This window comes from Cupriavidus phytohabitans (assembly GCF_000426345.1).
In the GTDB taxonomy this organism is placed as follows: Bacteria; Pseudomonadota; Gammaproteobacteria; order Burkholderiales; family Burkholderiaceae; genus Cupriavidus.
The window spans coordinates 26,437-50,077 of the sequence record NZ_AUFE01000015.1; the positions used below are offsets into that span (position 1 = coordinate 26,437).

Sequence of the window (23,641 nt, forward strand, 5' to 3'; positions counted from 1 at the left end):
CCGGCTTGTTACAATTGGCCCATCCCCAGGAATCGCGCAAAGCCTTGTCTCCGCTACTGTTTTCCCACTTCACGGCCACCAGCTGCATCGGTACCGGCGCAGACGCCACCTTGTCGGCACTGCGCGAGCGGCATGGCGGCCTGGCGCCCTGCCGGTTTGGCGACGTGCGCCTGGACACCTATGTCGGTGAAGTGCCGGGACTGGATGCGGTGACGTTGCCAGCGCACCTGTCGCGCTTCGACTGCCGCAACAACAGGCTGGCATGGCTTGGACTGGAAGCGGACAACTTCGCCGAGCGCGTACGCGAAGCCGCGGCGCGCCATGGGGCGGACCGCATCGGTGTCTTTCTCGGCACCAGCACCGCCGGCGTGCTGCAGACGGAACTTGGCTATCGCCATCGCGATCCCGATACCGGTGCGCTGCCGGCGGGCTTCCACTATGGCGGCACGCACAACCCCTATTCCCTGCCCGGCTTCGTGCGCGAGTACCTCGGCCTTGGCGGCCCGGCCGTAGCGATATCGTCGGCGTGCTCGTCCGGCGCCAAGGTCTTCAGCTCGGCCCGGCGCATGATCGAAGCAGGATGGATCGACGCAGCCATCGTGGGCGGCGTTGATTCGCTGTGCCACACCACGCTGTATGGCTTCAATTCGCTGGAGCTGCTGTCGACGCAGCCATGCCGCCCGTACGATGTGGCGCGCGACGGCATCTCGATCGGCGAAGGCGCGGCGTTCGGGCTGCTCGAACGCGTGCCGGACGCGCCGGATGCCGATGCCATCCTGCTGGCCGGCATCGGCGAGTCGAGCGACGCGCACCATATGTCGACCCCGCACCCGGAAGGACTCGGGGCCCGCCTGGCCATGGAACAGGCGCTGGCCAGCGCCGGCATCGCCGCGGCGCAGGTAGGCTACGTCAACCTGCACGGCACCGCCACGCGCAGCAACGACGCCGCGGAGGCGCTGGCCATGGCCGCGGTGCTGCCGGGTACGCCGTGCAGCTCGACCAAGGGCGCCACCGGCCACGCGCTCGGCGCGGCCGGCGCACTGGAGGCCGTGATCTGCGCGCTGGCATTGCGCCATGGCCTGCTGCCGGCCGGCATCAACACCACGCAGCCGGACCCGGCGCTGGGCGTGAACTACCTGCTCGTTAACCGTGACGTTAAGCGCGGCGCGCCGCTGCGCTATGCCATGAGCAATGCGTTCGGCTTCGGCGGCTCCAACTGCAGCCTGCTGTTCGCGCGCGCGGACGCGGCGTCCCACTGAGCCAGCGCCATGCCGCAACCCGCTTTGCAACCCGCTTTGCAACCCGTCTATATCGAAAGCATCGGCCTGCTCGGCCCCGGCATGAACGGCTGGGACGCGGCCCGCGAGATGCTCGCGGGCCGCGCGCCCTACACGCACGCGCCGACCGAACTGCCGCCACCCGCTGGCCTGCCGCCCGCTGAGCGCCGGCGCAGCGGCCCGACCGTGCGCCTGGCGCTGGGCGTGGGCCAGCAGGCCGTCGCCGCAAGCCGCCGCGATGCCGCGCAGCTGCCGACGATCTTTACCTCGTCGAGCGCCGACGGCCAGAACTTCCACGCGATCTGCGAAGCGCTGGCCGAGCCGGACCCGCTGATGTCGCCGACGCGCTTCCACAACTCCGTCCACAACGCCACCGCCGGCTACTGGGCGATCGCGGCTGGCGCGATGCGCACCTCCAACGTGCTGTGCGCGATGGACGGCAGCTTCGGCGCCGGCCTGCTCGAATGCGCGCTGCAGGTGGCGGGCGATGCCGAGCCCTGCCTGCTGATTGCCTACGACACCGGCTACCCCGAGCCGCTGCACAGCCATCGGCCCATCCCCGACCCGTTCGGCGTGGCGCTGCTGATGACGCCGCAGCCGACACCGCTGGCGCTGGCGCAGCTCGAGGTCTCGCTGACGCAGGCCGGCGCCGACACGATGCCGGATGCCGCGCTGGAGGCGCTGCGCAAGTCGGCACCGGCCGCGCGCGCGCTGCCGCTGCTGGCCGCCATCGCGCGCGGAGACACCGGCGCGGTGGTGCTCGATTACCTTGACCGGCTGCAGATCCGGGCCAATGTGGCCAGCCTCGGCACCGCCACCAAGGCCTGACACCGTGAAGCTGCCCGCACCCGTGCGCGACCACGACTGGATCGCGGCGCGCATTCCGCACCAGGGCACGATGTGCCTGCTCGACGGCGTGCTGGACTGGGACGAGGACGTGGTGCGCTGCGTGTCCGGCACGCATGCGCGGGCGGACAACCCGCTGCGCGCGCAGGGGCGGCTGGCGGCGGTCTGCGGCATCGAATACGCGGCACAGGCGATGGCCGTGCACGGCGCGCTGCTGGCCGCGCAGGACGACAGCCCTTCGCCCCCGCGCTCCGGCTACCTGGCGTCGGTACGCAAGCTCGAACTGCTGGTGGAAAGGCTGGACGATATCGACGCGCCGCTGCTGATTGAAGCGCGGCGCGTCAGCGGCGAAGGCGCCAGCGTCCTGTACGCCTTCACCGTCAGCGCTGAGGGCCGGACGCTGCTGTCAGGCCGGGCAGCGGTGATCCTCGATGCCGCCCGGCATGGCACGCACGCTGGCTGAAAAGCCGGCTGAAGCGCCGGCCGACGCACCTTAGCGCGCGGGCAGGATCTTGCCCGCGACCGTGCCGAAGCCGACGCGGTAGCCCTCGCCCTGGCAGTAGCCGGTCATGATCACGCTGTCGCCATCCTGCAGGAAGCCGCGCTGGCTGCCGTCGGCAAGCGTCACCGGCTCGGCGCCGTTGCGGGTCAGCTCCAGCATGCTGCCGTAGGAGTCCGGCGTGGTGCCCGAGATCGTGCCCGAGCCCATCAGGTCGCCCACGCGCACGTTGCAGCCCGACACCGTGTGGTGCGCCAGCTGCTGTGCCATGGTCCAGTACATCGCCTTGAAGTTGGTGCGGCAGATCGTGCTCGGCGCGGGCGCGCCTTCCGGCTGCAGCGACACTTCCAGCGCGATGTCATAGGCGTTCTTGTCCTGCTGCTGCAGGTACGGCAGCGGCTGCGGCGACTGCTCGGGATTGTCGCGGCGGAACGGTTCCAGCGCGTCCATCGTCACCACCCACGGCGAGATCGAAGTGCCGAAGCCCTTGCTGTTGAACGGCCCCAGCGGCACGTATTCCCACTGCTGGATATCGCGCGCGCTCCAGTCGTTGAGCAGCACCATGCCGAACATATGGGCCGGCGCGTCGGCGGTGCTGACGGGCTCGCCCAGCGCGGATTCCTTGCCGACGATAAAGCCCATCTCCAGTTCGAAATCCAGCTTGCGGCAAGCGCTGAACACCGGGCGCGCTTCATTCGGCAGCTTGATCTGGCCGTTCGGGCGATGCAGCGGCGTGCCGCTCACCACCACCGAGCTGGCGCGGCCGTTATAGCCGATGGGGATTTCCAGCCAGTTCGGCAGCAGCGCGTTGTCCGGATCGCGGAACATGCGGCCGACATTGGTGGCGTGTTCCTTCGACGAATAGAAGTCGGTGTAGCCCGGGATGTCGACCGGCAGGTGCAGCGCCGCGGCGGACATCGGCACCAGCGCCTTGTCGCGCAACGCTGCGTTGTCGCGCAGCGCTGCATCCTCGCCGGACAGCAGCGCGGTCAGGCGCTTGCGGGTCTCGCCCCAGGTGGACTTGCCAAGGGCGATGAAGCGGTTCAACGTCGCCGCGGCGAACGTGCCCTTGGCAGCGGCGGGCAGCAGGCCGGCGTCATCGAGCGCGGCCAGGTCAAGGATCTGGTCGCCGATGGCAACGCCGACGCGCGGCGACTGGCCTTTGACGGAGAACACGCCGTAAGGCAGGTTCTGCAGCGGGAAATGGGTCTGGCCGTCGTTGGCGCTGTCGATCCAGCTGGTTTGGGGGGCGGTCATTGGTTCACTCCAGAATTTGTCGGGTTCAGCGGACGTTCGGGTTGAAATGCTTCTTCAGGCCTTGCCAGCAGGTGTAGTACTCCTGCTGCAGCGAGGCCGACTGCGCTGCGTAAGGCGTCGGGCGGATCACGCCCGGGGTCTCGAACATGAAAGCCATGGTGTTCTCGATGTGGTGCGGCGTCGAGGTATCGGCGGCGCTGGCCTTCTCGAAGGTCTCGGCGTCGGGACCGTGCCCGCTCATGCAGTTATGCAGGCTGGCCCCGCCCGGTGCGAAGCCCTCGGCCTTGGCGTCGTAGACGCCGGTGATCAGGCCCATGAATTCGCTGGCGATATTGCGGTGGAACCAGGGCGGGCGGAACGAGTCCTGCATCGCCAGCCAGCGCGGCCCGAAGATGACAAAGTCGATGGTGTCCACGCCCGGGGTATCCGACGGCGACTGCAGCACCAGGAAGATCGACGGGTCCGGGTGGTCGAAGCTGATCGAGCCGATGGTGTTGAAGCGGCGCAGGTCGTACTTGTACGGCGCGTAGTTGCCGTGCCAGGCCACCACGTCCAGCGGCGAATGGCCGATCCCGGCGCGCCACAGGTTGCCCTGGAACTTGGCCACCAGCTCGAAATCGCCTTCGCGGTCTTCATAGCTGGCCACCGGCGACAGGAAGTCGCGCGGGTTGGCCAGGCCGTTGGAGCCGATCACCCCCAGGTCGGGCAGCTTGAACAGCGCGCCGTAGTTCTCGCAGATATAGCCACGCGCCTCGCCATCCGGCAGCTCGACGCGGAAACGCACGCCGCGCGGGATCACAACGATTTCCTGCGGTTCCACTTCCAGGCGGCCCAGCTCGGTCACCATCAGCAGGCGCCCTTGCTGCGGCACGATCAGCATCTCGCCGTCGGCATTGTAGAAGAAGCGGTCGTGCATCGACTGGTTGGCCAGGTACAGGTGGATGCCGCAGCCGCTCATCGCTTCCGGGCCGCCATTGCCGGCCATGGTGACGATGCCGTCGATGAAATCGGTCGGCACCGACGGCATTGCCGGCGGGCTCCAGCGCATCTGGTTGGGCGACGGCGGCACCTGGTCGAAGCGGCTCAGGAAGCGCGACTGCTCGACCTGCGTGAACGGCTGGTGCATCGACGCCGGGCGGATGCGGTACAGCCACGAGCGGCGGTTATACGCGCGCGGCGCGGTGAAGGCGCTGCCGGACAGCTGCTCGGCATAGAGGCCGTAAGGCGCGCGCTGCGGCGAATTCTGGCCCACGGGCAACGCACCGGGCAGCGCCTCGGTGGCGAATTCGTTGGCGAAGCCGGACATGTAGCCGTGCTCGGCGAGCTGGGTGTGCGTGAGGTTCATGGTGTCGTCAGCGTTGCGGTGTCGGTCGGGGGGTTCAGGGTTCTCTAGTGAATCTGGCCGTTGGCTGGCAGGCACAGCGCGCGCAACAGCGCGGCCAGCACGGCTTCGGCATCAAAGTCTCGCCAGCGGGCACAGACGTGCTGGTCGGGACGGATCAGGTAGCAGGTGCCCGGACGGCCGTCGTAGCGGCCTGCAGCAAGGCCTTCGGCATCGCTCACATGGCGCGGGCCTTCAGGCGGTGCAGCTGGCGGTGCGGCGGGCGCGCCCGGCGGCACCACGAACAGCAGGCGCACCGGCACCGCGGCGGTTGCCAGCCGGCGGCGCGCTTCGGCCGGAATAGCGCCGCCGTCGCCAAAGACAAGCAGCGTGAAGTCGTTGCCCAGTTCGCCGAGCAGCCAGCCCGGCCGCGCGTCGCCGTGGCGCTGCAGCGGCGCATCCACGCACGGCGCACCCGGCACCATCGCGCCCGCGAACACATCGCGGTCCGGCGTATTGAGCGGCGAATCACGCAGCACCGTGGGCAGCGACAGCCGGCCGCTGTTGACCAGGTGGCGCGCGAACGCATGGCGGCGCGCCAGGCGCAGCACGGCATCGCGGAAGGTGCGGCTCACGGCGCTCTTGGGCGTGATGAAATCGGTGGAACGCGTCGAGTGGCGGATGTTCTCGTCGGCGGCGGCCTCGCGCTCGCTGGCATAACTATCGAGCAAGGCATCGCCAGCGCGTCCGGCCAGCACCAGTGCCAGCTTCCACGCCAGGTTCTCCGCATCCTGCACGCCGCTGTTGGCGCCGCGCGCGCCGAACGGCGAGACGCGGTGCGCGGCATCACCGGCGAACAGCACGCGGCCGTGGCGGAAGGCATCCATGCGCTGGCAGCAGAAGGTATAGACGCTGACCCACTCCAGCGTGAAGGCCACGTCATCGCCCAGCATGGCGCGGATGCGCGGGATCACGCGCCCGGGTTGCTTCTCGGTTTCGGGATCGGCATCCCAGCCCAGCTGGAAATCAAGGCGCCAGACATCGTCGGGCTGCCGGTGCAGCAGTGCGGAGCGGCCCGGGTTGAACGGCGGGTCGAACCAGAACCAGCGCTCGGCCGGAAATGGCGCGGCCATCTTCACATCGGCGATCAGGAAACGGTCGTGGAACACGCGGCCCTTGCTTTCCAGGCCAAGGCCCTGGCGCACCCCGCTGTGGGCGCCATCGGCGGCCACCACGTAGCGCGCGTGCAGCACGTAGTCCCCTTCAGGCGTCGAGACCGTCAGCGCGACTTTGTCCTGGCCTGGCGCAACGCCGGTGACGCGATGCCGCCAGCGCAGTTCGATGCCGGGCAACCCGGCGGCGTGTTCGATGAGGAAGCTTTCCAGGTAGTACTGCTGCAGGTTGATGAAGGCCGGCCGGCGATGGCCCGCCTCTGGCAGCAGGTCAAAGCGGTACACCTGCTCGTCGCCGAAGAACACCTTGCCGACATGCCAGCTGACGCCCTTGGCCGCGATCCGTTCGCCGCAGCCGAGACGGTCCAGGATATCCAGCGTGCGCTTGGCGAAGCAGATGGCGCGCGAGCCGGCGGCGAGGGTGTCGTCCTCATCCAGCACGACCACGGGTATGCCGCGTTGCGCCAGGTCGATCGCTGCGGTCAGTCCGACCGGCCCCGCGCCCACCACCGCCACCGGGTGGACCGCATGCGCAGCCGCCAGCAGCGAGCGTTGCTCGGCGCCGGGCTGGTACGCGAAGGGGCGTTGCGGGTTGATGGTGTCCAAGGCGTCTCCATGCGGCGCTACGCTGGCGCCCCGGGGAACCCTTTGCTGGGCCCTGCCGGTCTGGGTGAGTTCGCTACGGAATTACGTATTCCGTAATTGATTTACCATATCGTAATCCTGGTAAACGGGCGTGTCAAACCGAGCCGGCGTATGCGCAAGGCAGCGCACCCACTGGAGTTGTAGGCCGGAACCGGAAAAAGGGGAAAAGTGTGAACTTCAGCGCGCGTCAGGCATGGGACGCGGCGGTTTCAAGAAGTCGGGCAGAAGACGCAGGCAGTCACCGGCGCAGGGACCGCGGCGGCGTGATGGAGGCACCGGGCGGCGCAGACAGCGCCCGGGTCGATGACAACCGGCGCGGTGCGAAGGCCGCGCCGCGCCGGTTATTGGTGGTCTGGAACGCCGTCCGCCTGCACCGGCCCGTGGAGACGCGGCCGGCCAGGCAGCGGCCGGATCAGACCGGCTTGTGGCCCTCGCCGGTACCGGAGCCGAAGCCGCCGCCCTGCGCCGGTGCCGTGGCCGGTGCCTGCGCACCAGCCGCGGCCGGCTGGCCGGCCATCGAGGCTGCCGTCACGCCGCCGTTGCGGCTTGCGATAAAGGCGTTGACGTCTGCTGCGAGATGCTGCGGGGCCAGCACCACTTCCAGGCCCAGCGCCTCGCAGGCAGCGAGGAATGTCGACATGCGGGGATCGGCTTGCCCCGATTCTGCCCGCAGGTAGGCCTCCCGCGAGATGCCCGCTTTGCGGGCGACGTCCTCTTGCTTGAGCTTGCGCGCGCGGCGCAGCGCCCGCAGTTGCCGGAACGGTTCGCTAGCGCCTCTTGGCACGGCTGTACTGTTCATGTCGGTCTCCAGTCACCAGTGAAAAAAAGTGCGCGGACGTGCATTCGAGTATAGAGCACGCAAAGCGTTCCGTATGTAACCGCCGAAACACTTTGTGCAGATTTCTTCCAAGTCCGCAATTCGCCTCTTGCCCCGGCCGGCAAACGGAAGGCAAAAGGCCGCATCCTGCACAACATCGCCGCATCGCAAAGAGACTAACGACCCTTGGCGGTTCGCGTTGACGCACACGCCCTGCGTATGACGTTATGGCCTTCGCTGCACAACTTCGCAAGTCGGGGCAACTACCATGCATCCGGTTTCGTTGACAAACCGACCGGTCGTGCTATTCTTCATCGCATGCAAAAGGGACAACTCACCCGCCACGCCATCATCCAGCAGGCGTTCGATACCGCGACCAAGGTCGGCTTCGAGCAGCTGTCGCTGGCCACGCTCGCCGCGGACACCAATATGTCCAAGAGCGGCCTGTATGCGCACTTCAAGTCCAAGGAGGCGTTGCAGCAGGCGGTGCTGGATCTCGCCATCGAACGCTTCGGCGAAATCGTGGTGCGGCCGGCAATGCGTCAGCCACGCGGCATGCCGCGGCTGGAGGCGCTGTTCGAGGGCTACCTGGAGTGGCTGGGCGGGACGGTGACGCAGGGCCGGTGCCTCTTCATGGCGCTGGGGCAGGAATACCGCGACCGGCCGGGCACGATCCGGGACCTGGTGGTGCAGTCGCTGAAGGACTGGCACAGCACCGTGGCGCGCGTGGTTGGCGATGCGATCGACGAAGGCCAGTTCGGCACGGGCGTGGAGCCGCGGCAGTTTGCCTTCGAACTGTCCGGCATCGGCATGGCGTTCCAGCAGTCGTTCAAGCTGCTGGGCCGGGCCGATGCCGAGGCCATGGCGCGGCGCGCGTTTGGCGCGCTCGTGGCACGCGCCGCCGAGGGCGCGACGCAGGGCTGACAGAAGAACCAGCAAACGAGATTGGCGCGGGCGCTATCCCGCCGGCGGGCAGCAACCTTCCGGCGGCTTTTTTTTGCTCTAAAAAAGCACGACTGGTCGGTCTTAAAAATGCGCGCGGAAAGCGGCCGGCTGGCGCCGGTTCCGATGATGCCGCGCCAATCCAGCAATCGATTGGAGGTGCAGGTCGTGACGCAAGCAGTCTCTTCCACTTCCCCGGCGAACTCCGCCGGCCCGGCGCCGGTCGCCAAGGCACCGGGTAACCAACCCGCCGCCCTGCCGTCCTGGCAACGGCTGCGCTGGCAGGCGGGCAGCCTGGTATCGCCATCCGCGACCGCGCGTGCGCTCGAGCGCCTGTGGTTCACGCCGCCGCGCGCCGCCCCGACGTCGGCGGCCCGCCGCTTCCTGGACACCGCCCGCAGCGACTGGGCGCTGGTAACCGGCCACGGGCCCAGCCGCCGGGTGCGTGTCTACCGCTGGGGCGATTCCGGCCCGGTGGTATTGCTCGCCCACGGTTGGGGCGGCCATGCCGGCCAATGGCATGCGGTGGCCGGCAGCCTGGTGGCGGCCGGCATGCGCGTGGTGGCCTTCGATGCGCTATCGCATGGCGCTTCCGATGCAGGCACGCGCGGCGCGGCACAGACCTCGGTGCTGGAAATGTCGCGCTCGCTGCTGGCCGCCGCCTGGCATGCCGGCCCGGTCCACGCCGTGGTGGCGCACTCGCTCGGCGGCGCGGCCACCGCGCTGGCGCTGCGCGAGGGCCTGCCGGCGCGCGCCGCGGTGCTGGTCGGCTCGCCGGCCGATATGCACGCCGCGTGCGCGGCACTGGCCTGGCAACTCGGCATCGCGCCGGCGGTGCTGGCACGCATGCAGCGGCAGAGCGAGCGCTGGCTCGGCATGCCGTGGTCGGCGTTCAACGTACCGGAGATAGGGCGCACGCGTCCGGTGCCGCCCACGCTGGTGATCCACGACCGCGGCGACAAGGAGGTGCGATGGGAGGACGGCGCCGCGATCGCCGGCGCCTGGCCCGGCGCGGAGCTGGTCACCACCGACGGGCTGGGCCATCGCCGCATCCTGCAGGACTCCGCCGTGATCGGCCGGATCGCCGGCTTTGTCCGGCCGAAGGCCGCGGACACGGTGACGGCCACGGCGGCCACCCTGGCCGTGAACTGAACCCCGGAGGCCATCATGTTCCCGGTAAGCAACGATATGACCGCCACCCTGCCCGCACGCAGTTCGCTGCGGCTGGTGGCCGATACGGGCGAGCACGTCGCGGTGCGCTGTACCGAGGGCGAGTTGTGGCTGATCCGTGATGGGGATCCGAAAGACACGTCCCTCGCCGCCAGCGAATCGTTCACGGTGCCAGAGGCTGGCACCGTGGAGCTCTATGCCGTCACCCGGGCCAGCGTGCGTGTCACGCGCTGCAGGACGGGCGCGGCAGGGGCGCGCGGCTGGCGGCACTGGCTTGCACGTTTCCTCCCGAGGCAACGTGCCGGCTACGCGGGTACCCACCGCTGAGTCCCCACACCGCTCGTCTGCAGGCGCCTGCGCGCTCGCGCGTTGGGGGAGGGTTGTGATTTCAGGCGGTTAATTGCATTATCGCGGACGAGCGGAGTACCGCCCGTCTCCTGCTCCGGCTCAGATCCGCAGCGCCGCCAGCATCCGGAGCGCGATCGGCCGCAGCCAGCCGCGCCGCCATGTCAGCGTGAAGGCGACCGCCATCGCGCCGGCCATCATCGTCAGCGCCCACAACAGCACGCCAAAGCCGGCGCCGTTGCCCGGCAGTGCGGCCGCGGCGCCCAGGGCCACCAGCGCCCAGGCCACGCCGCGCAGGCGCCGGCGCGACCGGTCCGGCAAATCGCCGCCCTGCCCCGATAGCTCGTTCCAGTGCCGCTCGCTGGCGCAGGCAAACAGCACAAAGGCGCCATACGCGCACAGCGCCAGCGCGATCAGCAACAGGTGGTCAAGCGCGTTCGGCATGATCTGCCTCCTCCAGGTCTCGAGCAGCCGCCACGCGGGCCGCTTCCACTTGCCTGACGCGGCGCGCCGTCGTCAGGGCCAGCGCGCCGGTCAGCAGCAGCGCGATATCGACACCCGCCACGGCAAACTGCCCGCGCGCCAGCGCCAGCGGCAACCAGTCGCCGGTGGTGAGGCCGTTGCACACCGGCGCTGCCACCGCCAGCGCTGCGATCGCCAGGCATTGCTGCCGCCACGGCACCAGCGTGCGGCTGCCTGGCCGCATCGCCACGCGCGCGTGGATGGCCGTGGCCAGCCAGACGAGAAAGAACAGCCCGGCCTCGATGAACTCGCGCGACGGCAGCGTCATCGGCAGCAGGCGATTGGCCACCATCATCGCCAGCGTCGCGATCACCAGCCCGGTCGTCATGGCCGCGGTAACGGCGGCGGCCAGGCGCACGCCGCGCTCGCCATGGCGCGCATGGCGCTTGTCGAGCCAGTACAGCTGCCCCGTGCCGATCAGCACGCAACCGGCCAGGCCGCCAAGGAAATACAGCCAGCGCAGCGGCCAGTGGTCGAAGGCGATGAAGTGCATGCCGGTCAGGAAACGCTGCGTGGTCGCCGCGGGCTGCAACGGCGCGTGGTGCAGCAGCGCCCCGGTGGCGCCGTCGAAGTAGGCGGCGTCGTCCGCCAGGCTGATGCGGTCGCCCACCGAGCGGCTGACCTTGACCACCGCGTTGGTGTCGCCCGGGTTCCAGACGCGGATCGCGGCAGGCGCCGCCCCGCCCCAGCGCGCGCGCGCCGCCTCGACCATCGGCCCGAGCGGCGCCATCGGCGCGGCCACGCCCGCAGCCTGCCGCGAATAGCCCGACAAGGCCTGGTCGTAGAAGACATTGGGCTGCTGGTACAGCGCGTTGATGCCGGCCGGGATCAGGATCATGTAGACGATGCAGATGCCGGAGAAGGAAATCACCGCATGGAACGGCAGCGCCAGCACGCCGGTCAGGTTATGCAGGTCGAGCAGGCTGCGCTGCAACTGCTTGCGCGGCCGGAAGGTGAAGAAATCGCGGAAGATGCGCACGTGCACGATCACGCCGGAGACGATCGCCGCCAGCATCGCCATCGCAGCCAGCCCCACCAGCCAGTAGCCGATGTTCCACACGCGCAGGTGCAGGTTGTAGTGCAGCGGGTAGAAGAAGGACGATGCCCCGAGCGTGCCGACTTCCGGCAGCAGAGCGCCGGTGCGCGGATCGGCCAGCCGGATCTGTCCGCCGGCCGCGGCATAGCGCACGCGGGCGATCATCACCGGCGTGCGCGCCTCGGGCAGCGTCACGGCCCATTCGCGCAGCGGCTTGCCGGCGGCCAGCGCCTCCACCGCACGCGGCACCACGGTGTCGATATCGATGCCGGGCGGCGCGGCCTCGATGCGCGTCGCCGGCATCATCCAGCGGTCGATCTCGCGGTCGAACACCGCGACCGACCCCATGAAAAAGGCCACCATCAGCACGCCGCCGAGCAGCACGCCGATCCAGGTATGCGCCCAGGTCATGGCCTGGCGCAGCCCGCCTTCCTGTGCCGCAGTCTTGTTCGCCGCGGCACGGTTATTGTTCTTGCGCACGGTCTTGCTCACGCCAGCCGCTCCCCGAGCCATTGCGCCACGCCGGCGCCGATGGCGGCGCCGGCCAACAGCACCAGCCATACGCGCCACAGCCGCCGCGTCACCAGCGCCCACAGTGACATCAGGGGAAACAGCAGGAAGGCCAGCATCGAAAACCAGAGCACCGCTTCGCTGCGCGGCAAACCGAGGCGCCAGCCGAGCACGGCACCGCCGGCAGTGATGCCCCAGGTGAAAGCGTAGCTGCCGGCCAGCGCGGCCAACGCGCGCACCGTCGTCGCCAGCGCCGGACCGATGGCGCCGCGAGACGGCAAGGATGAGGGACTATCGTTCATTGGAATATCCTGCAGAACGCGGCCGGCGTGGCGGTGCGATTCGCGGCACCGCCATGCCGGCATCGCGCTTACATCTTCATGCGTACGGTGAACATCGCCGCGCGCGGCTGGCCATAGATGTTGCCTTCGCGCGGGTTGTTGATCCGCGCATAGTAGCTGCGGTCGAACAGGTTGGTCAGGTTCAGGTCGGCCGAGACATGCTTGTTGAAGTCATAACCGATCGCCGCATCGAAGGTCGCATAGCCGCCGCGGCGCAGCGTGACCGCGCCGATCGGCGCCGGGAACAGCGCGGTGTTCTGCACGTGGCTGACCGCGGTCATGCCGCCGCCGATGCGCCAGCGCTTGAAGTCGCCGGGCAGGCGGTACTGCGTCCACAGCTTGAACAAATGCTTGGGCGCGATCGCCGAGAACGCCGTGTTGAGCTGGCCGGTGCGGTCCTGCAGGTCGGTGGTGACGTTGAAGGTATAGCCGGCGTAAACGGTCCAGTTCGGCGTGATGCGGCCGCTGGCCTCCAGCTCGAAGCCCTCGCTCTTGGTCTCGCCCTGCGACACGTAGAACGGGTTGCTCGGGTTGGTGGTGTTGACGTAATCGACCGTGGCGCGGCCGGTCTCGCGCACCTGGAACAGCGCCACCGAGGTGTTCAGCGCGCCTTCGAAGAACTCGCCCTTCACGCCCACTTCATACTGCTTGCCCTTGATCGGATCGACCAGGTTGCCGCTGGCAGTGAAATACTCGTCCTGCGGCTGGAAGATCTCGGCGTAGCTCGCGTAGGCCGACCAGTGCTCGGTGAAGTCGTAGATCAGCCCGGCGAACGGGGTGAACTTGGCATTGATGTTGTCTTGCCTGGTCACGCTGGCGGTCGGCGTGTACTGGCGCGCATTGATGTCCCACCAGCTCAGGCGGCCGCCCAGCACCAGCGTCACCGGGTCCAGCAGCGAAAAGCGTGCGTCGCCGTAGACGCCATACTGCCGGGTCGCGGTGGTGGTGCCCGAGCCGTTGGGGGTAAAGACCGGCTTGGCGAAGTCGCTACGCGGGTTGAAGATGTTCACGACCTGCGTGAACGGCGTCGACGAGTACCGCGGATCGCGCCGCTCAGAATCGGAGAAATTGAAGCCGACCAGCGCCTTGTGCCGGCGCCCGAACAGCGAGAACGGGCCGTTGGCATAGACATCGAAGCTGGTCTGCTCCTGCGTGTAAGTCTGCTTGGCAGCGAACAGCGTGGTGGTATTCACGCCCGGGATGACCGGCGAGTAGGCGTACGCCTGTTCGCGGTGCATCTGGTTGTTCAGGTAGCGCAGCGCGCCCTTGACCTGCCAGCCGCTGTCGAACTTGTGCTCCAGCTCGGCAAAGGCCGAGGTGGTATAGAAGTGGTCGCTGTTCCAGTCGGCACCGAGGTAGGTCGAGCGCGGCACGTCGAGCAGGCTCGCCTGGCGCGTGACCGGGTTGTAGTAGGCCGGCAGCGTCCACGGCTGGCGGCCCTCCGAATCCTGGTAGCTCGCGCCCACCGTCACCATGGTGCTGGGCGTGATGTCGTACTCGACCACGCCATAGAGAGCGCCGGTGCGCATATTGGCCTTGTCGATGAACGAGTCCTTGTCCTGGAAGGCGCCGGTCAGGCGCGCGCGCAGCGTGCCGTCGGCATTCAGCGCGCCGCCCGCGTCGATCTCGGCGCGGTAGTTGTTCCACGACCCGACCGACAGCGCGCCCTGCACCTGCGTCTCGCGCGTGGGCTTCTTGCGCACCAGGTTGATCGCGCCGCCGGTCTTGCCGGCGCCGGACAGCAGCCCGGACGGGCCCTTCAGCACCTCGACGCGGTCGATCATCGACAGATCGGGCTGCACGGTGTTGCGCCAGTCATACTTGGTCGGCACGCCGTCCAGCAGGAAGGTGTCGATCTCCAGGCCGCGCGAATAGTAGATGGTGCGTTCCTGGTCGCGCTTTTCCACGAACACGCCGGTGGCCTGCGCCAGCGCGTCTTCCAGCGTCACCAGGTTCTGTTCCCTGATGCGCTCGCTGTTGACCACGGTCACCGATTGCGGGACTTCGCGCGCGGTCAGCGGCACTTTGCTGCCGGCCGTCGTCGGCGGGTTGACCGGATTCTCGCGCACGCCGTTGACCGTCACCGCCGGCAGCGCATGCTCCGACGGCTTGGCAGCACTGCCGGTAGCGGCAGCGGCCGTTGCCGGCGTCGTTCCCGTGGTGGCTTCCTGTCCAAAGGCCGATGCGCTGAAGACCAGGCCGACCGCGGCCGGGATCCAGCGCATGGCGGTGCGGCACGACGTTGCGGCCCCGTTCCGTGCTGCCCGCGCGCGTGCGTTCGCGCGTCTGTTGCTGTGTTTCATGCCCTTCTTGCTCCCCTGCTCTGTTGTTGAAAATGTTGGCCACAGGAACCGGCTCGCGGCCATGCGGTCGCCAGCCGGTCCTCGCATTGGTTTTCTTGTGTTCAGTGCGTGCCGGCGTGCGCCATCCGAGACGGACGGCTGCGCGCAGGCTCCGGCGCAGCGGCGCGCACGTTAGCCAGGCCCTGGCTTTCGCCGTTGCCCAGCACCGCCGCCGCGATCTCCTGCGCACGCACCGCCAGCACTGACAGCAAAGTGTCCGACAAGCCGTGCGTCGCTTCGCAGCAGCCCTGCAGGAACACGCCCGCCTGGCAGCCCGGCGCCATCTGCAGCCGGTAGTCGCGGTCGGCCTGGAAGCCCTTGGCATCGTCCAGGTAAGCCGCCAGCGGCGCCAGCAGCGACTGGTGCAGCTCGCGCCGGTAGCCGGTGGCGAGGATCACCGCGTCATAGCGCTGCAGCTGGTGCGCGCCGTCGTCGCGGCGCGCGATGTCGAGCCGCACGCCGTCGGCGTCGGCCTCGGCATGGCGCGCTTCGTAGCCCGCCAGCAGGCGATGGCGCACCTTGCCGGTGACCTTCTGCTGGTACAGCACTTCATAGATGGCTTCGATCAGGTCGGTATCGACCACCGCGTAGTTGGTGTTGCCGAATTCGCTCAGCAGCTGCTCGCGCTCGTTGGGCGCGCGCGAGAACAGGTAGTCGATATAGCGCGGGTTGAAGATCTCGTTGACGAACGGGCTGTCGTCGGCCGGCTTGAGCGCCGGCGCCCGGCTAACCAGGTCGACCTCGATATTGCCTTCGCGGCCGTGCAGGTCGAGGAAGATCTCGGCGGCGCTCTGCCCCGAGCCGATCACCGCGACGCGGCGCACCGGGCCCGACTGCCCGAGCCGCTCCAGCGACTCCAGGTAGTTCGACGAATGGAACACGCGCGCATGTCCGCGCAGCGGCACGAAGGTGTCGGGAATGCTGGGCGCGCCGCCCACGCTGACCACCACGTTGCGCGCGCGGCGCACCGTCAGCGCGCCATCGGCCGCGCGCGAGGTCACGCGCAGGCACGCCAGGGCGCCATTGCCGCCATTGCCTCTATTCGCGCCGGCGGTCTCGGGCTCGACGGCGACCACTTCCTCGCCGTAGTGGCAGGTGTCGGCAAAGTCCGCCGCCACCCACGACAGGTAGTCGTTGAATTCGTAGCGGCTCGGGTAGAAGGTGCGGGTATTGATGAAATCCAGCAGCCGCTCGCGCTCGTGCAGGTAGTTGATGAAGGTATAGCGGCTGGCCGGGTTGCGCATCGTGACCAGGTCCTTCAGGAACGAGATCTGCATGCGGCTGTTGTCGAGCAGCATGTTGCCGTGCCAGACGAAGCCGGGCTTCTTCTCGATAAAGCCGAAGCGGAACGGCGCCTGCCGCGGCAGCATCTCGCGCAGCGCCACGGCCAGCGCGAGGTTGGACGGACCGAAGCCGATGCCGAGCAGGTCGAGCACGGGCGGTACGCCGGTATCCACGGCACCCGGGCGGGCACCGTTCGCGGCGACGGTCGAAGCTGAGTAAAGCATTGGGGTCTCCTTTCGCGGCGGGTTCAGGCGGCAAGCGCGGCAAGTTCTGCGGGGGCTTCCGCCGGCGCGTCTTCCTTCGGCACCCACAGGCGCTCGCCGAAGAAGCGTTCGCGCAGCAGCATCACCAGCATGGCGCGCTTGTGCGGGAAGTCGAAGGCCTTGACCTTGGCGAACCCGGAACGGTCGAGGTTGCGGATCTGCTGCACGTGGTCGATGCGGGGTTCGCCGACGATGCGCTGCGTGCGCGGATCGTCGAGGAAGATGTAGTGCATCAGTGACGGCAGCCAGGCGGTGATATACGCCTTGCCGCGGATCTCGCCATCGCCGATCAGCACATGCCAGCCGCGGTCGAAGTCGTCGGCGTCGTAGTACGGGCCGATGCGGTTTTCCCTGGCCCAGTACACCTCGAAATAGGCGAAGGGCTTGCCGTCCAGGCAGCCGATCAGCGGAATGGTGTGCGGGTCATCCAGCTGCGCCCACAGGTAGCCGCGATGCTTGGCGAGATCGCCTTCTTCCTGCCAGAACACCGCCACGCGCGGGTCGTTCATCCAGCCGTGGAAGCACTGCAGATCGGCATCGGGATCCGCCACGCGCATCGAGAACACCTGGTCCAGCCAGGGGATATGGCGCGCGTAGACCTGGCCCGTCGGCTTGGGCGCGCGCAGCGGATGGCGCTTGCCAGCGCTCATGGCGTACTGCAGCGGGAAATCGCGGCCCGAGGTGCCGGTGTGCCACAGCGCCGGCAGCTGCCACATCTGCTCGACGCGCGAGACCAGCTGGCCGCTGGCATCGCGTACGGCGCTGCCTTCGCGCAGCATGGCGGCGGCGAGGGCCTCGGGTACGTCCAGTGCAATCGCTTCGGCGGCGGGCGTGCGCGCCAGCGCCGCTTCGCAGGCGGCGAACGTGGCGGCGCGTGCCAGCGGGAGGTCCTGCGTGGAGCCGGCAAGCGCGAGGCGGGGCTGCACGTCCGGCGTGAACTGCCACGCCTGCAGCGGCGCGTCGTCCAGGCTGAGCTGCAGCGTGGCGCCTTCCCAGCGGCTTTGCAAGGTGGCGGAGCATGCGTATGACCAGGGCTGGCCGGCGACGGCATGGGTCATCGAAGACGCGGTGCTTTGCATTTGAGCTGACTCCCTCTGAATGTTGGCGCGCGTCATGCGGCGGCCTGTTGTTCGTTGTGTTCGTTGTTGCCGGCGCCGGAGCCGGCGTTGGCGCTGTCGGCGCTGTCGGTGCGGATGACGCCGCTGTCGCAGCGGATCACGCGGTCGGCCACGTGGAAATAGCGGTCGTCGTGGCTGACCGCGACGATGGTCTTGCCGCTGCGCTTGAGTTCCGGCAGCAGCGATTCATAGAAGTAGGCGCGGAATACCGGGTCCTGGTCGGCGGCCCATTCGTCAAGCAGCAGCACCGGCCGTGCCTCGACATAGGCCGCCAGCAGCGCCAGCCGCTTGCGCTGGCCCTGCGACAGCTGCGTGGTCGACAGCAGGTCGTCGCGGATCGAGACCTTGTGGTCCATGTGCAGCCGCTTGAGGAAAGCACTGGCAACCGCGGCGTCGAACTTGCCGTCCGGGCCAACGAGCCGCGCAAACAGATGCGCGTTGGAGAACACGGTGGCGAAATGGCTGCGGTACCAGGGCAGTTGCGCCGCGCCTACCGTGGTGCCGCCCAGCGACACACTGCCGTCCGTGGGCTGGTACAGGCCCGCCAGCAGCTTCATCAGCGTCGATTTGCCGCTGCCGTTGCCGCCGACGATGAACACGGTCTCGCCGGCGGCCAGCGTCAGCGACACCGGGCCAAGCCGGAAGCCACGCTCGTCGCCCTGCCCCGGGTAGTCGTAGCGCACGTCCCGCAGCGCAAGCAGCGGCGTCCCAGGCGCCGGCGCCATGGCGGTGGCGTTGTCGCTGGCATGCAGCGCAAAGTCCTCGGTGTACGGCGCCAGCCGCAGCGTGTCGATCTTGCGCAGCGCGACGTTGCCGGTCATCAGGATCGGCAGCGTGCCGACCAGGTCGTTCAGCGGCATGCGCAGGAACATCAGCACCAGCACGAAGGCGGTGATGCGCTCGCGGGCAATGCCCAGCGCATCGCCGGCGATAAAGATCGCGCAGGCGAGCCCCAGGATCAGCGCCGCGGTGAACGACAGGCTCAGCACCCAGTAGCGGTCGGCACGAACTTCATGCGCGCGCGCAAACTCGGCGGCGGGCTCGAAGTCGCGCTGGTAGAAACTCTGCTTGCGCCAGGCGTTCAGCGCCAGCTCGTAGCGGCCATCGATGGCGCCCTGGTAGCCGGCGTAGAGGCGGTCGTCGGTGTCGCGCACGGCCTTCATCAGGCCGCGCATGCGCAGCACCCAGCGCTGCGCCAGCAGCACGCCGCCGCCCAGCACCACGGCGCCGAGCACGAACAGCTGCCACGACAGCCAGCCCAGGTACAACAGGCCGCCCACCACCAGCACGCCGTTGTAGAACACGAACGGCACGCGGTTGAAGGCCATGCCGATCGAGGCGATGTCCTTGGTCAGCGTGGCATAGACGGTCGGGCCGCCGATCGCTTCCAGGCGCTCGACGTCGGTATCGAGCACGCGCTTGAGCATGCGCATGCGCATGTCGTAGACCACGCGGTGGCCCAGCGCGGTCAGCAGCGCCTGCGAGCCGAAGCCGCAGCCGAACAAGACGGCCAGCAGGCCCAGCAGGATGCCGATGCGGCCAGCTTCAAGCGCAGCCGGCGCGGCAATCATGCGGTTGATCTCGGCGATCAGCGCGATGCCCGCGAGCGCGCTGCAGGTACCCGCGGCCAGCGCCAGCAACAGCAGGCCGCCAAAGCGGCGGCGCAATGACAGGAACAGGTTCACAGGGTCTCCAGCAGGTCGTTCATGAAGGCCAGGTCGGCGTCGGCATCGCGCCGCCCGGTCCGGTCGATCGCCGCGGCCATGTCGCGCAGCAGCGGCGCCGCGAACAGCGCCGGCAGCGCCAGTTCGCATGCCATCTGCTCACGGATGCGGGTCTGCAGCCGCACCAGCAGCAGCGAATGGCCGCCCAGCAGGAAGAAGTCGTCGTCGGCGCCGGCCTCGGCCACGCCCAGCACCGCGCACCACAGCGCGGCGAGCGCGTGCTCGGTCGGCGTCGACGGCGCTGCCGCGGCGCGCGGCGCGGCCGGTTCCGGCAGCGCCTGGCGGTCGACCTTGCCGTTGGCGTTAAGCGGCAGCGCGTCGAGGCGCGTCAGGCTGGACGGCACCATGTAGCCGGGCAGCTGCTCGCGCAGGCGTGCCAGGATGGCGTCGTCGGACGCTTCGGCATCGGCCGCGTAGTAGGCACAAAGCCGCGCCATGCCGTCCGGGCCGGGGCGTGCCACGCACACGGCGTGCCGCACGCCTCGGCAGGCGGCCAGCACCGCCTCGACCTCGCCCGGCTCGACGCGGAAGCCGCGCACCTTGACCTGGTGGTCGCGCCGGCCGAGGAACTCGACGATGCCGTCTGCACGCTTGCGTGCCAGGTCGCCGGTCCGGTAGAGCCGGTCACCCGCCATGGCGCCGGGCGTGCCTTGGGGGAACGGGTTGGGCACGAAGGCCGCGGCGGTGCGCGACGGGTCGGCGGCATAGCCGCGCGCCAGGCCGGCACCACCGACATAGAGCTCGCCGCCCACGCCCGCGGGCACCGGCTCCATGCGCGCGTCCAGCACGTACAGCTGGTTGTTGGCGATGGGATGTCCGACCGGCGCCAGCGCCCACGCGGGCATGCCTTTGCCCTCGCCCGCCAGCGCATGCGCGGCGGACCAGACCGTGGTCTCGGTCGGGCCATAGACGTTGCAGACTTCGGCGCCACGCGCCAGCAGCGCCGTCGCCAGCTCGCGCCCCAGCGCTTCGCCGCCGCACAGCACGCGCAGGCCCTGCCATGCCGGCGTGGCCTGCGTGACCAGCATCTGCCAGGTGGCCGGGGTGGCCTGCATCACGGTGATGCCGTGGGTAGACATCAGCGCCGCCAGCCGCGCCGGATCGCGCGCATCGTCGCGCGTGGCGATCACCACGCGCGCGCCGCCGGCCAGCGGCAGGAACAGTTCCAGCCCGGCGATATCGAAGCCCAGCGTGGTCACCGCCAGCAGGCGGTCGTTGCCGTCCATCGATACCACCGGCGTCATCGCGCGCAGGAAGTTGGCGAAGGCCGCGCGCGAGATCTGCACGCCCTTGGGCGTGCCGGTCGAGCCGGAGGTGTAGAGCGTGTAGGCGAGCTGCGCCGGATGGCAGTCCACCGCGGGGACGGTCGCGGGCGCGGCATGCCACGGCGGCAACGGCGACGCCTGGCCGTCGACCAGCACCACGCCGCCGCTGTCGCCCAGCGCGGCACGCGTGATTGACGCCGCGAGGATCAGGCGCGGCCTGGCGTGGCGCAGGATGTGGGCGTTGCGCGCGGGCGGGTGGTGCGCGTCGATCGGCAGGTAGGCGGCGCCTGCCTTGAGGATGCCCAGCAGCACCGCCACCAATTCCGGCGTGCGTGGCAGGCAGACGCCTACCAGCGTGTCGGTAGCCACCTGCTGCCCGGCCAGCCAGTGCGCGATGCGGCTGGCACTGGCTTCCAATTCCGCGTACGTCAGGCTGGCACTGCCGTCGGTGATGGCAATGGCGTCCGGCGTAGCCGCGGCGGCGCATGCGATGCGGGCCACCACGTCGTCTTCGGCGTCGAGGGCCAGGCCGGTGTCGTTGGCACTGGCCAGCGTCGTGGCGCGCTCGCTTGCGTCCATCAGCGGCAGCGCGTCGAGCGGCACGTCGGGCGATGCCAGCATCGCGCCGAGCAGTTGCTCATAGTGCCGGGCCATGCGTTGCGCAGTCGCTTCGGCAAACAGCGCGGCATCGTATTCGAGCGTGGCCGCCACGCGCTCCGCGCTGGCCTGCAGGTCGAGCGTGACGTCGAACTTGGCGCTGTCGTCGGGCACCTGCAGTGCGCTCGCCTGCAGGCCGGGCAGCGCAAACGACGCGGCTTCGCCCATCTGCAGGTTGAACATCGCCTGGAATACCGGCGTGCGGCTGGGGTCGCGCGCCGGCGCGAGCTTGTCGACCAGCAGTTCGAACGGCAGGTCGGCATGGTCGAGCGCGGCGCGGGCGTCGTCGCGCACCTGCTGGCACAGCGCGCGGCCGGTCAGGCCCGGCGCCAGCCGTGCGCGATAGACCTGGGTGTTGATGAAGCAGCCAACCAGGTCGTCGAGTTCTTCATGGGTGCGCGCGGCGTTGGGCACGCCGACCGCGAAATCGGACTGGCCGCTGTAGCGCGCCAGCAGCGCCTGCCAGGCCGCCAGCAGCACGGCGAACGGCGTGGTGCGGCCGCCGCCGGCGTCGCTGCAGTAGTCGCGCAGCGCGGCCACGACGCCGTCGGACAACGTCCAGCGGATGCGCCCGCCCTGGCCCGCCGGGCGCGCCGGACGCGGCGCGTCGAGCGGCAGTTCCAGCGCGGGAATTCCGGTGCCAAGGCGCTGCGCGAAACGCGCCAGCGCGCTGTCGAGGGCAGGTCCCGCCAGCCGTTCGCGCTGCCATGCGGCGTAGTCGGCGTACTGCACCGGCAGCGGTGTCCAGTCCGGGTTGGTGCCATCCAGCGCGGCGCCATAAGCGCGTGCCAGGTCGCGCGCCAGGATCGGGTTGGACCAGCCATCGGAAACTATGTGGTGCATGGCCAGCACCAGCACGTGGGCACCGTCGTCCAGCCGGGCCACGGTGACCTGGAATGGCGCGGCGGCGTGCAGGTCAAACACGCGCGCGGCTTCGCGGCGAAGCAGCGCATCGACCTCGCCGGCCGGCAGGTCGACCCATAGCACGGGAGGCGCTGCCTCGCCGACCAGCTGGCAGGGCTCGTCGTCGCCGGCCGAGAAACGGGTACGCAGCACTGCGTGGCGCGACGTCACCAGCGCCAGCGCCCGCTCCAGCGCCGGTGCCGACAGCGGCCCCTGCAGGCGCCACGCGCGCACCAGGTTGTAGGCGGTGCTGTCCGGCGCGTAACGCTGCAGGAACCACAGCCGCTGCTGGGCGAAGGAGAGCGGCGCCGGGCCGTGCGCGGCGCGCGCGCGGATCGTCAAATCGGGCTGCGTCATCGGGTCTTCTCCGGAGCGGCGATGCGGGCGTTGCTGGCCTGCCTGCCTCGGCCCACGCGGGCCCGCCTTGGACCAGGCATGGCCGCAAGCGCTTCGCCGCCGCGCAGATGCCTCCGCCGGCTTTGAGGAAAGCGCCCGGGTTCGGGATTGTCTTTACATATGCAATTGCGAATATACCTGATAATCATTCTCATCTTCAACTATAAAGATGGCGTTGAATACACAAAAACAACGCCGTTCAGGGTTGTCTCTCTTGTCTGCTCTGCTACCGCTACCGTTGTTGCTTGGACTGTTTCCAGGCCCTCTGCGCCAATACGCCGAAGCCGTGGTGGCCGGTCCTTCCGCGCCCGCGGACATCGCCGTCGCCATGCTCGGCCCGACGCCGGCAAACCCCTTGTCCTGGGCGCTGCAGGCCAGCGCCGCGCACCACGGCAGCGACGATGCGCGCGTGACCGGTTCGGTCTGGGCGCGGCATGGTTTCTCGTCGCTGCTGCCCGGCGTGGTGGCCGCCGCCGCGCTGGCGCACCACGTGCTGCCGCTGCGCGACGCCGCGATCCGGCCCGATGGGCACGGCCGCGCAGTGACGCTGTTGTTGCCGCATGGCGGCGAGGCACTGCACGGCGCCCCGCCGCAGCAGCGCTACGGCGCGCTGCTGGATGACCTGCTGGTGCCGCTGGTGCAGGCGCTGGCTTCGGCCAGCGGCGCGTCGCCGCGGCTGCTGTGGGCCAATGCCGGTGCCGTTGTCGCCGAGGTGTTCCGCCATGCGCCCGCCCTGCTCCGGCCGGGCCTGCCTGCCACCGGGGCCACGCTGGCGCAGGATGCCGCGTGGCTGATGGACACCCGCACCCGCCCCGACGGCCGCGACAACCCGCTGCATGCGCCGATGCGCGCGCACCGCGTGACCCGCGACGGCACCACCACCACGCTGTGGCTGCGCCGGCTGTGCTGCCTGCGCTACCGGGTGCACGGCTTCCCGTTGTGCGGCGACTGCCCGCGCCAGTTGCTGCGCTGAGGCCATCGCCCCCTGC

The 23,641-nt window shown here is 69.3% G+C and carries 19 protein-coding genes; 7 read left to right on the forward strand and 12 right to left on the reverse strand.

Annotation, left to right across the window (positions count from 1 at the left end; translation table 11 throughout):
* The first annotated feature begins 44 nt into the window (after positions 1-44).
* From K309_RS0113695 to K309_RS0113705, 3 genes are read left to right on the forward strand one after another with little or no spacing between them, the layout of a single operon-like run.
* Entirely contained in the window at positions 45-1,259 is a 1,215-nt protein-coding gene (locus K309_RS0113695) for a beta-ketoacyl-[acyl-carrier-protein] synthase family protein (protein ID WP_029046959.1), read from the forward strand.
* Between the two features lie 9 nt (positions 1,260-1,268).
* Complete coding sequence (locus K309_RS0113700; protein ID WP_051320436.1) at positions 1,269-2,105, forward strand: beta-ketoacyl synthase chain length factor; 837 nt, start codon at positions 1,269-1,271, stop codon at positions 2,103-2,105.
* Positions 2,071-2,586: a hotdog family protein gene (locus K309_RS0113705; protein WP_051320437.1), complete on the forward strand. Its 516-nt coding sequence runs from the start codon at positions 2,071-2,073 to the stop codon at positions 2,584-2,586. Before K309_RS0113700 ends, K309_RS0113705 begins: the two co-directional genes overlap by 35 nt.
* 30 nt (positions 2,587-2,616) lie before the next feature.
* Here the strand turns inward: K309_RS0113705 and fahA are convergent, their stop codons facing one another.
* The 4 genes from fahA to K309_RS39915 form a co-directional block, all read right to left on the reverse strand.
* The gene (fahA, locus tag K309_RS0113710; protein WP_029046962.1) at positions 2,617-3,879 is read right to left on the reverse strand and encodes a fumarylacetoacetase; all 1,263 of its coding nucleotides are present in this window, start codon (positions 3,877-3,879) and stop codon (positions 2,617-2,619) included.
* Between the two features lie 25 nt (positions 3,880-3,904).
* A complete protein-coding gene (gene hmgA, locus K309_RS0113715; RefSeq protein WP_029046963.1) occupies positions 3,905-5,224 on the reverse strand; it encodes a homogentisate 1,2-dioxygenase in 1,320 nt (439 codons plus the stop codon).
* Positions 5,225-5,268: 44 nt separating this feature from the next.
* Entirely contained in the window at positions 5,269-6,978 is a 1,710-nt protein-coding gene (locus tag K309_RS0113720) for an FAD-dependent oxidoreductase (protein WP_029046964.1), read from the reverse strand.
* Positions 6,979-7,429: 451 nt separating this feature from the next.
* The gene (locus K309_RS39915; RefSeq protein WP_029046965.1) at positions 7,430-7,816 is read right to left on the reverse strand and encodes a helix-turn-helix domain-containing protein; all 387 of its coding nucleotides are present in this window, start codon (positions 7,814-7,816) and stop codon (positions 7,430-7,432) included.
* 336 nt (positions 7,817-8,152) lie between these two features.
* Between K309_RS39915 and K309_RS0113730 the strand changes: the two genes are divergently transcribed.
* The 3 genes from K309_RS0113730 (at position 8,153) to K309_RS0113740 (ending at position 10,273) form a co-directional block, all read left to right on the forward strand.
* Positions 8,153-8,758 (forward strand): TetR/AcrR family transcriptional regulator, encoded by a 606-nt coding sequence (locus tag K309_RS0113730; protein ID WP_035877405.1) that lies wholly within the window; start codon positions 8,153-8,155, stop codon positions 8,756-8,758.
* 186 nt (positions 8,759-8,944) lie between these two features.
* Positions 8,945-9,928: an alpha/beta fold hydrolase gene (locus tag K309_RS0113735; RefSeq protein WP_051320450.1), complete on the forward strand. Its 984-nt coding sequence runs from the start codon at positions 8,945-8,947 to the stop codon at positions 9,926-9,928.
* A gap of 15 nt (positions 9,929-9,943) precedes the next feature.
* Positions 9,944-10,273 carry a DUF2917 domain-containing protein gene (locus K309_RS0113740; protein WP_029046968.1) on the forward strand — a complete coding sequence of 110 codons (330 nt, stop codon included), beginning with the start codon at positions 9,944-9,946 and terminating at the stop codon, positions 10,271-10,273.
* 120 nt (positions 10,274-10,393) lie between these two features.
* Here K309_RS0113740 and K309_RS0113745 read toward each other — a convergent pair whose 3' ends face one another.
* The 8 genes from K309_RS0113745 to K309_RS36495 all read right to left on the reverse strand — a co-directional run bounded on the left by K309_RS0113745 (position 10,394) and on the right by K309_RS36495 (position 22,613).
* The gene (locus tag K309_RS0113745) at positions 10,394-10,735 is read right to left on the reverse strand and encodes a DUF3325 domain-containing protein (protein ID WP_051320438.1); all 342 of its coding nucleotides are present in this window, start codon (positions 10,733-10,735) and stop codon (positions 10,394-10,396) included.
* Positions 10,719-12,341, reverse strand: coding sequence for a PepSY-associated TM helix domain-containing protein (locus K309_RS0113750; protein ID WP_051320439.1), 1,623 nt, complete (start codon positions 12,339-12,341; stop codon positions 10,719-10,721). Before K309_RS0113750 ends, K309_RS0113745 begins: the two co-directional genes overlap by 17 nt.
* Complete coding sequence (locus tag K309_RS0113755) at positions 12,338-12,661, reverse strand: hypothetical protein (protein WP_156914354.1); 324 nt, start codon at positions 12,659-12,661, stop codon at positions 12,338-12,340. The genes K309_RS0113750 and K309_RS0113755 overlap by 4 nt, the downstream gene beginning before the upstream one ends.
* Before the next feature lie 68 nt (positions 12,662-12,729).
* Positions 12,730-14,925 carry a TonB-dependent siderophore receptor gene (locus K309_RS36490; protein ID WP_051320441.1) on the reverse strand — a complete coding sequence of 732 codons (2,196 nt, stop codon included), beginning with the start codon at positions 14,923-14,925 and terminating at the stop codon, positions 12,730-12,732.
* 179 nt (positions 14,926-15,104) lie between these two features.
* Complete coding sequence (locus tag K309_RS0113765) at positions 15,105-16,550, reverse strand: lysine N(6)-hydroxylase/L-ornithine N(5)-oxygenase family protein (RefSeq protein WP_029046972.1); 1,446 nt, start codon at positions 16,548-16,550, stop codon at positions 15,105-15,107.
* Positions 16,551-16,573: 23 nt separating this feature from the next.
* Complete coding sequence (locus K309_RS0113770) at positions 16,574-17,668, reverse strand: GNAT family N-acetyltransferase (protein WP_051320442.1); 1,095 nt, start codon at positions 17,666-17,668, stop codon at positions 16,574-16,576.
* 32 nt (positions 17,669-17,700) lie between these two features.
* On the reverse strand, positions 17,701-19,392 hold the full coding sequence (locus tag K309_RS0113775) for a cyclic peptide export ABC transporter (RefSeq protein ID WP_029046974.1): 1,692 nt from the start codon (positions 19,390-19,392) through the stop codon (positions 17,701-17,703).
* Positions 19,389-22,613 carry a non-ribosomal peptide synthetase gene (locus K309_RS36495; RefSeq protein WP_051320443.1) on the reverse strand — a complete coding sequence of 1,075 codons (3,225 nt, stop codon included), beginning with the start codon at positions 22,611-22,613 and terminating at the stop codon, positions 19,389-19,391. The genes K309_RS0113775 and K309_RS36495 overlap by 4 nt, the downstream gene beginning before the upstream one ends.
* Before the next feature lie 328 nt (positions 22,614-22,941).
* On the opposite strand from K309_RS36495, the gene fhuF reads away from it, so the two are divergent.
* The gene (gene fhuF / locus K309_RS0113785; RefSeq protein ID WP_198030814.1) at positions 22,942-23,625 is read left to right on the forward strand and encodes a siderophore-iron reductase FhuF; all 684 of its coding nucleotides are present in this window, start codon (positions 22,942-22,944) and stop codon (positions 23,623-23,625) included.
* Positions 23,626-23,641: the final 16 nt, after the last annotated feature.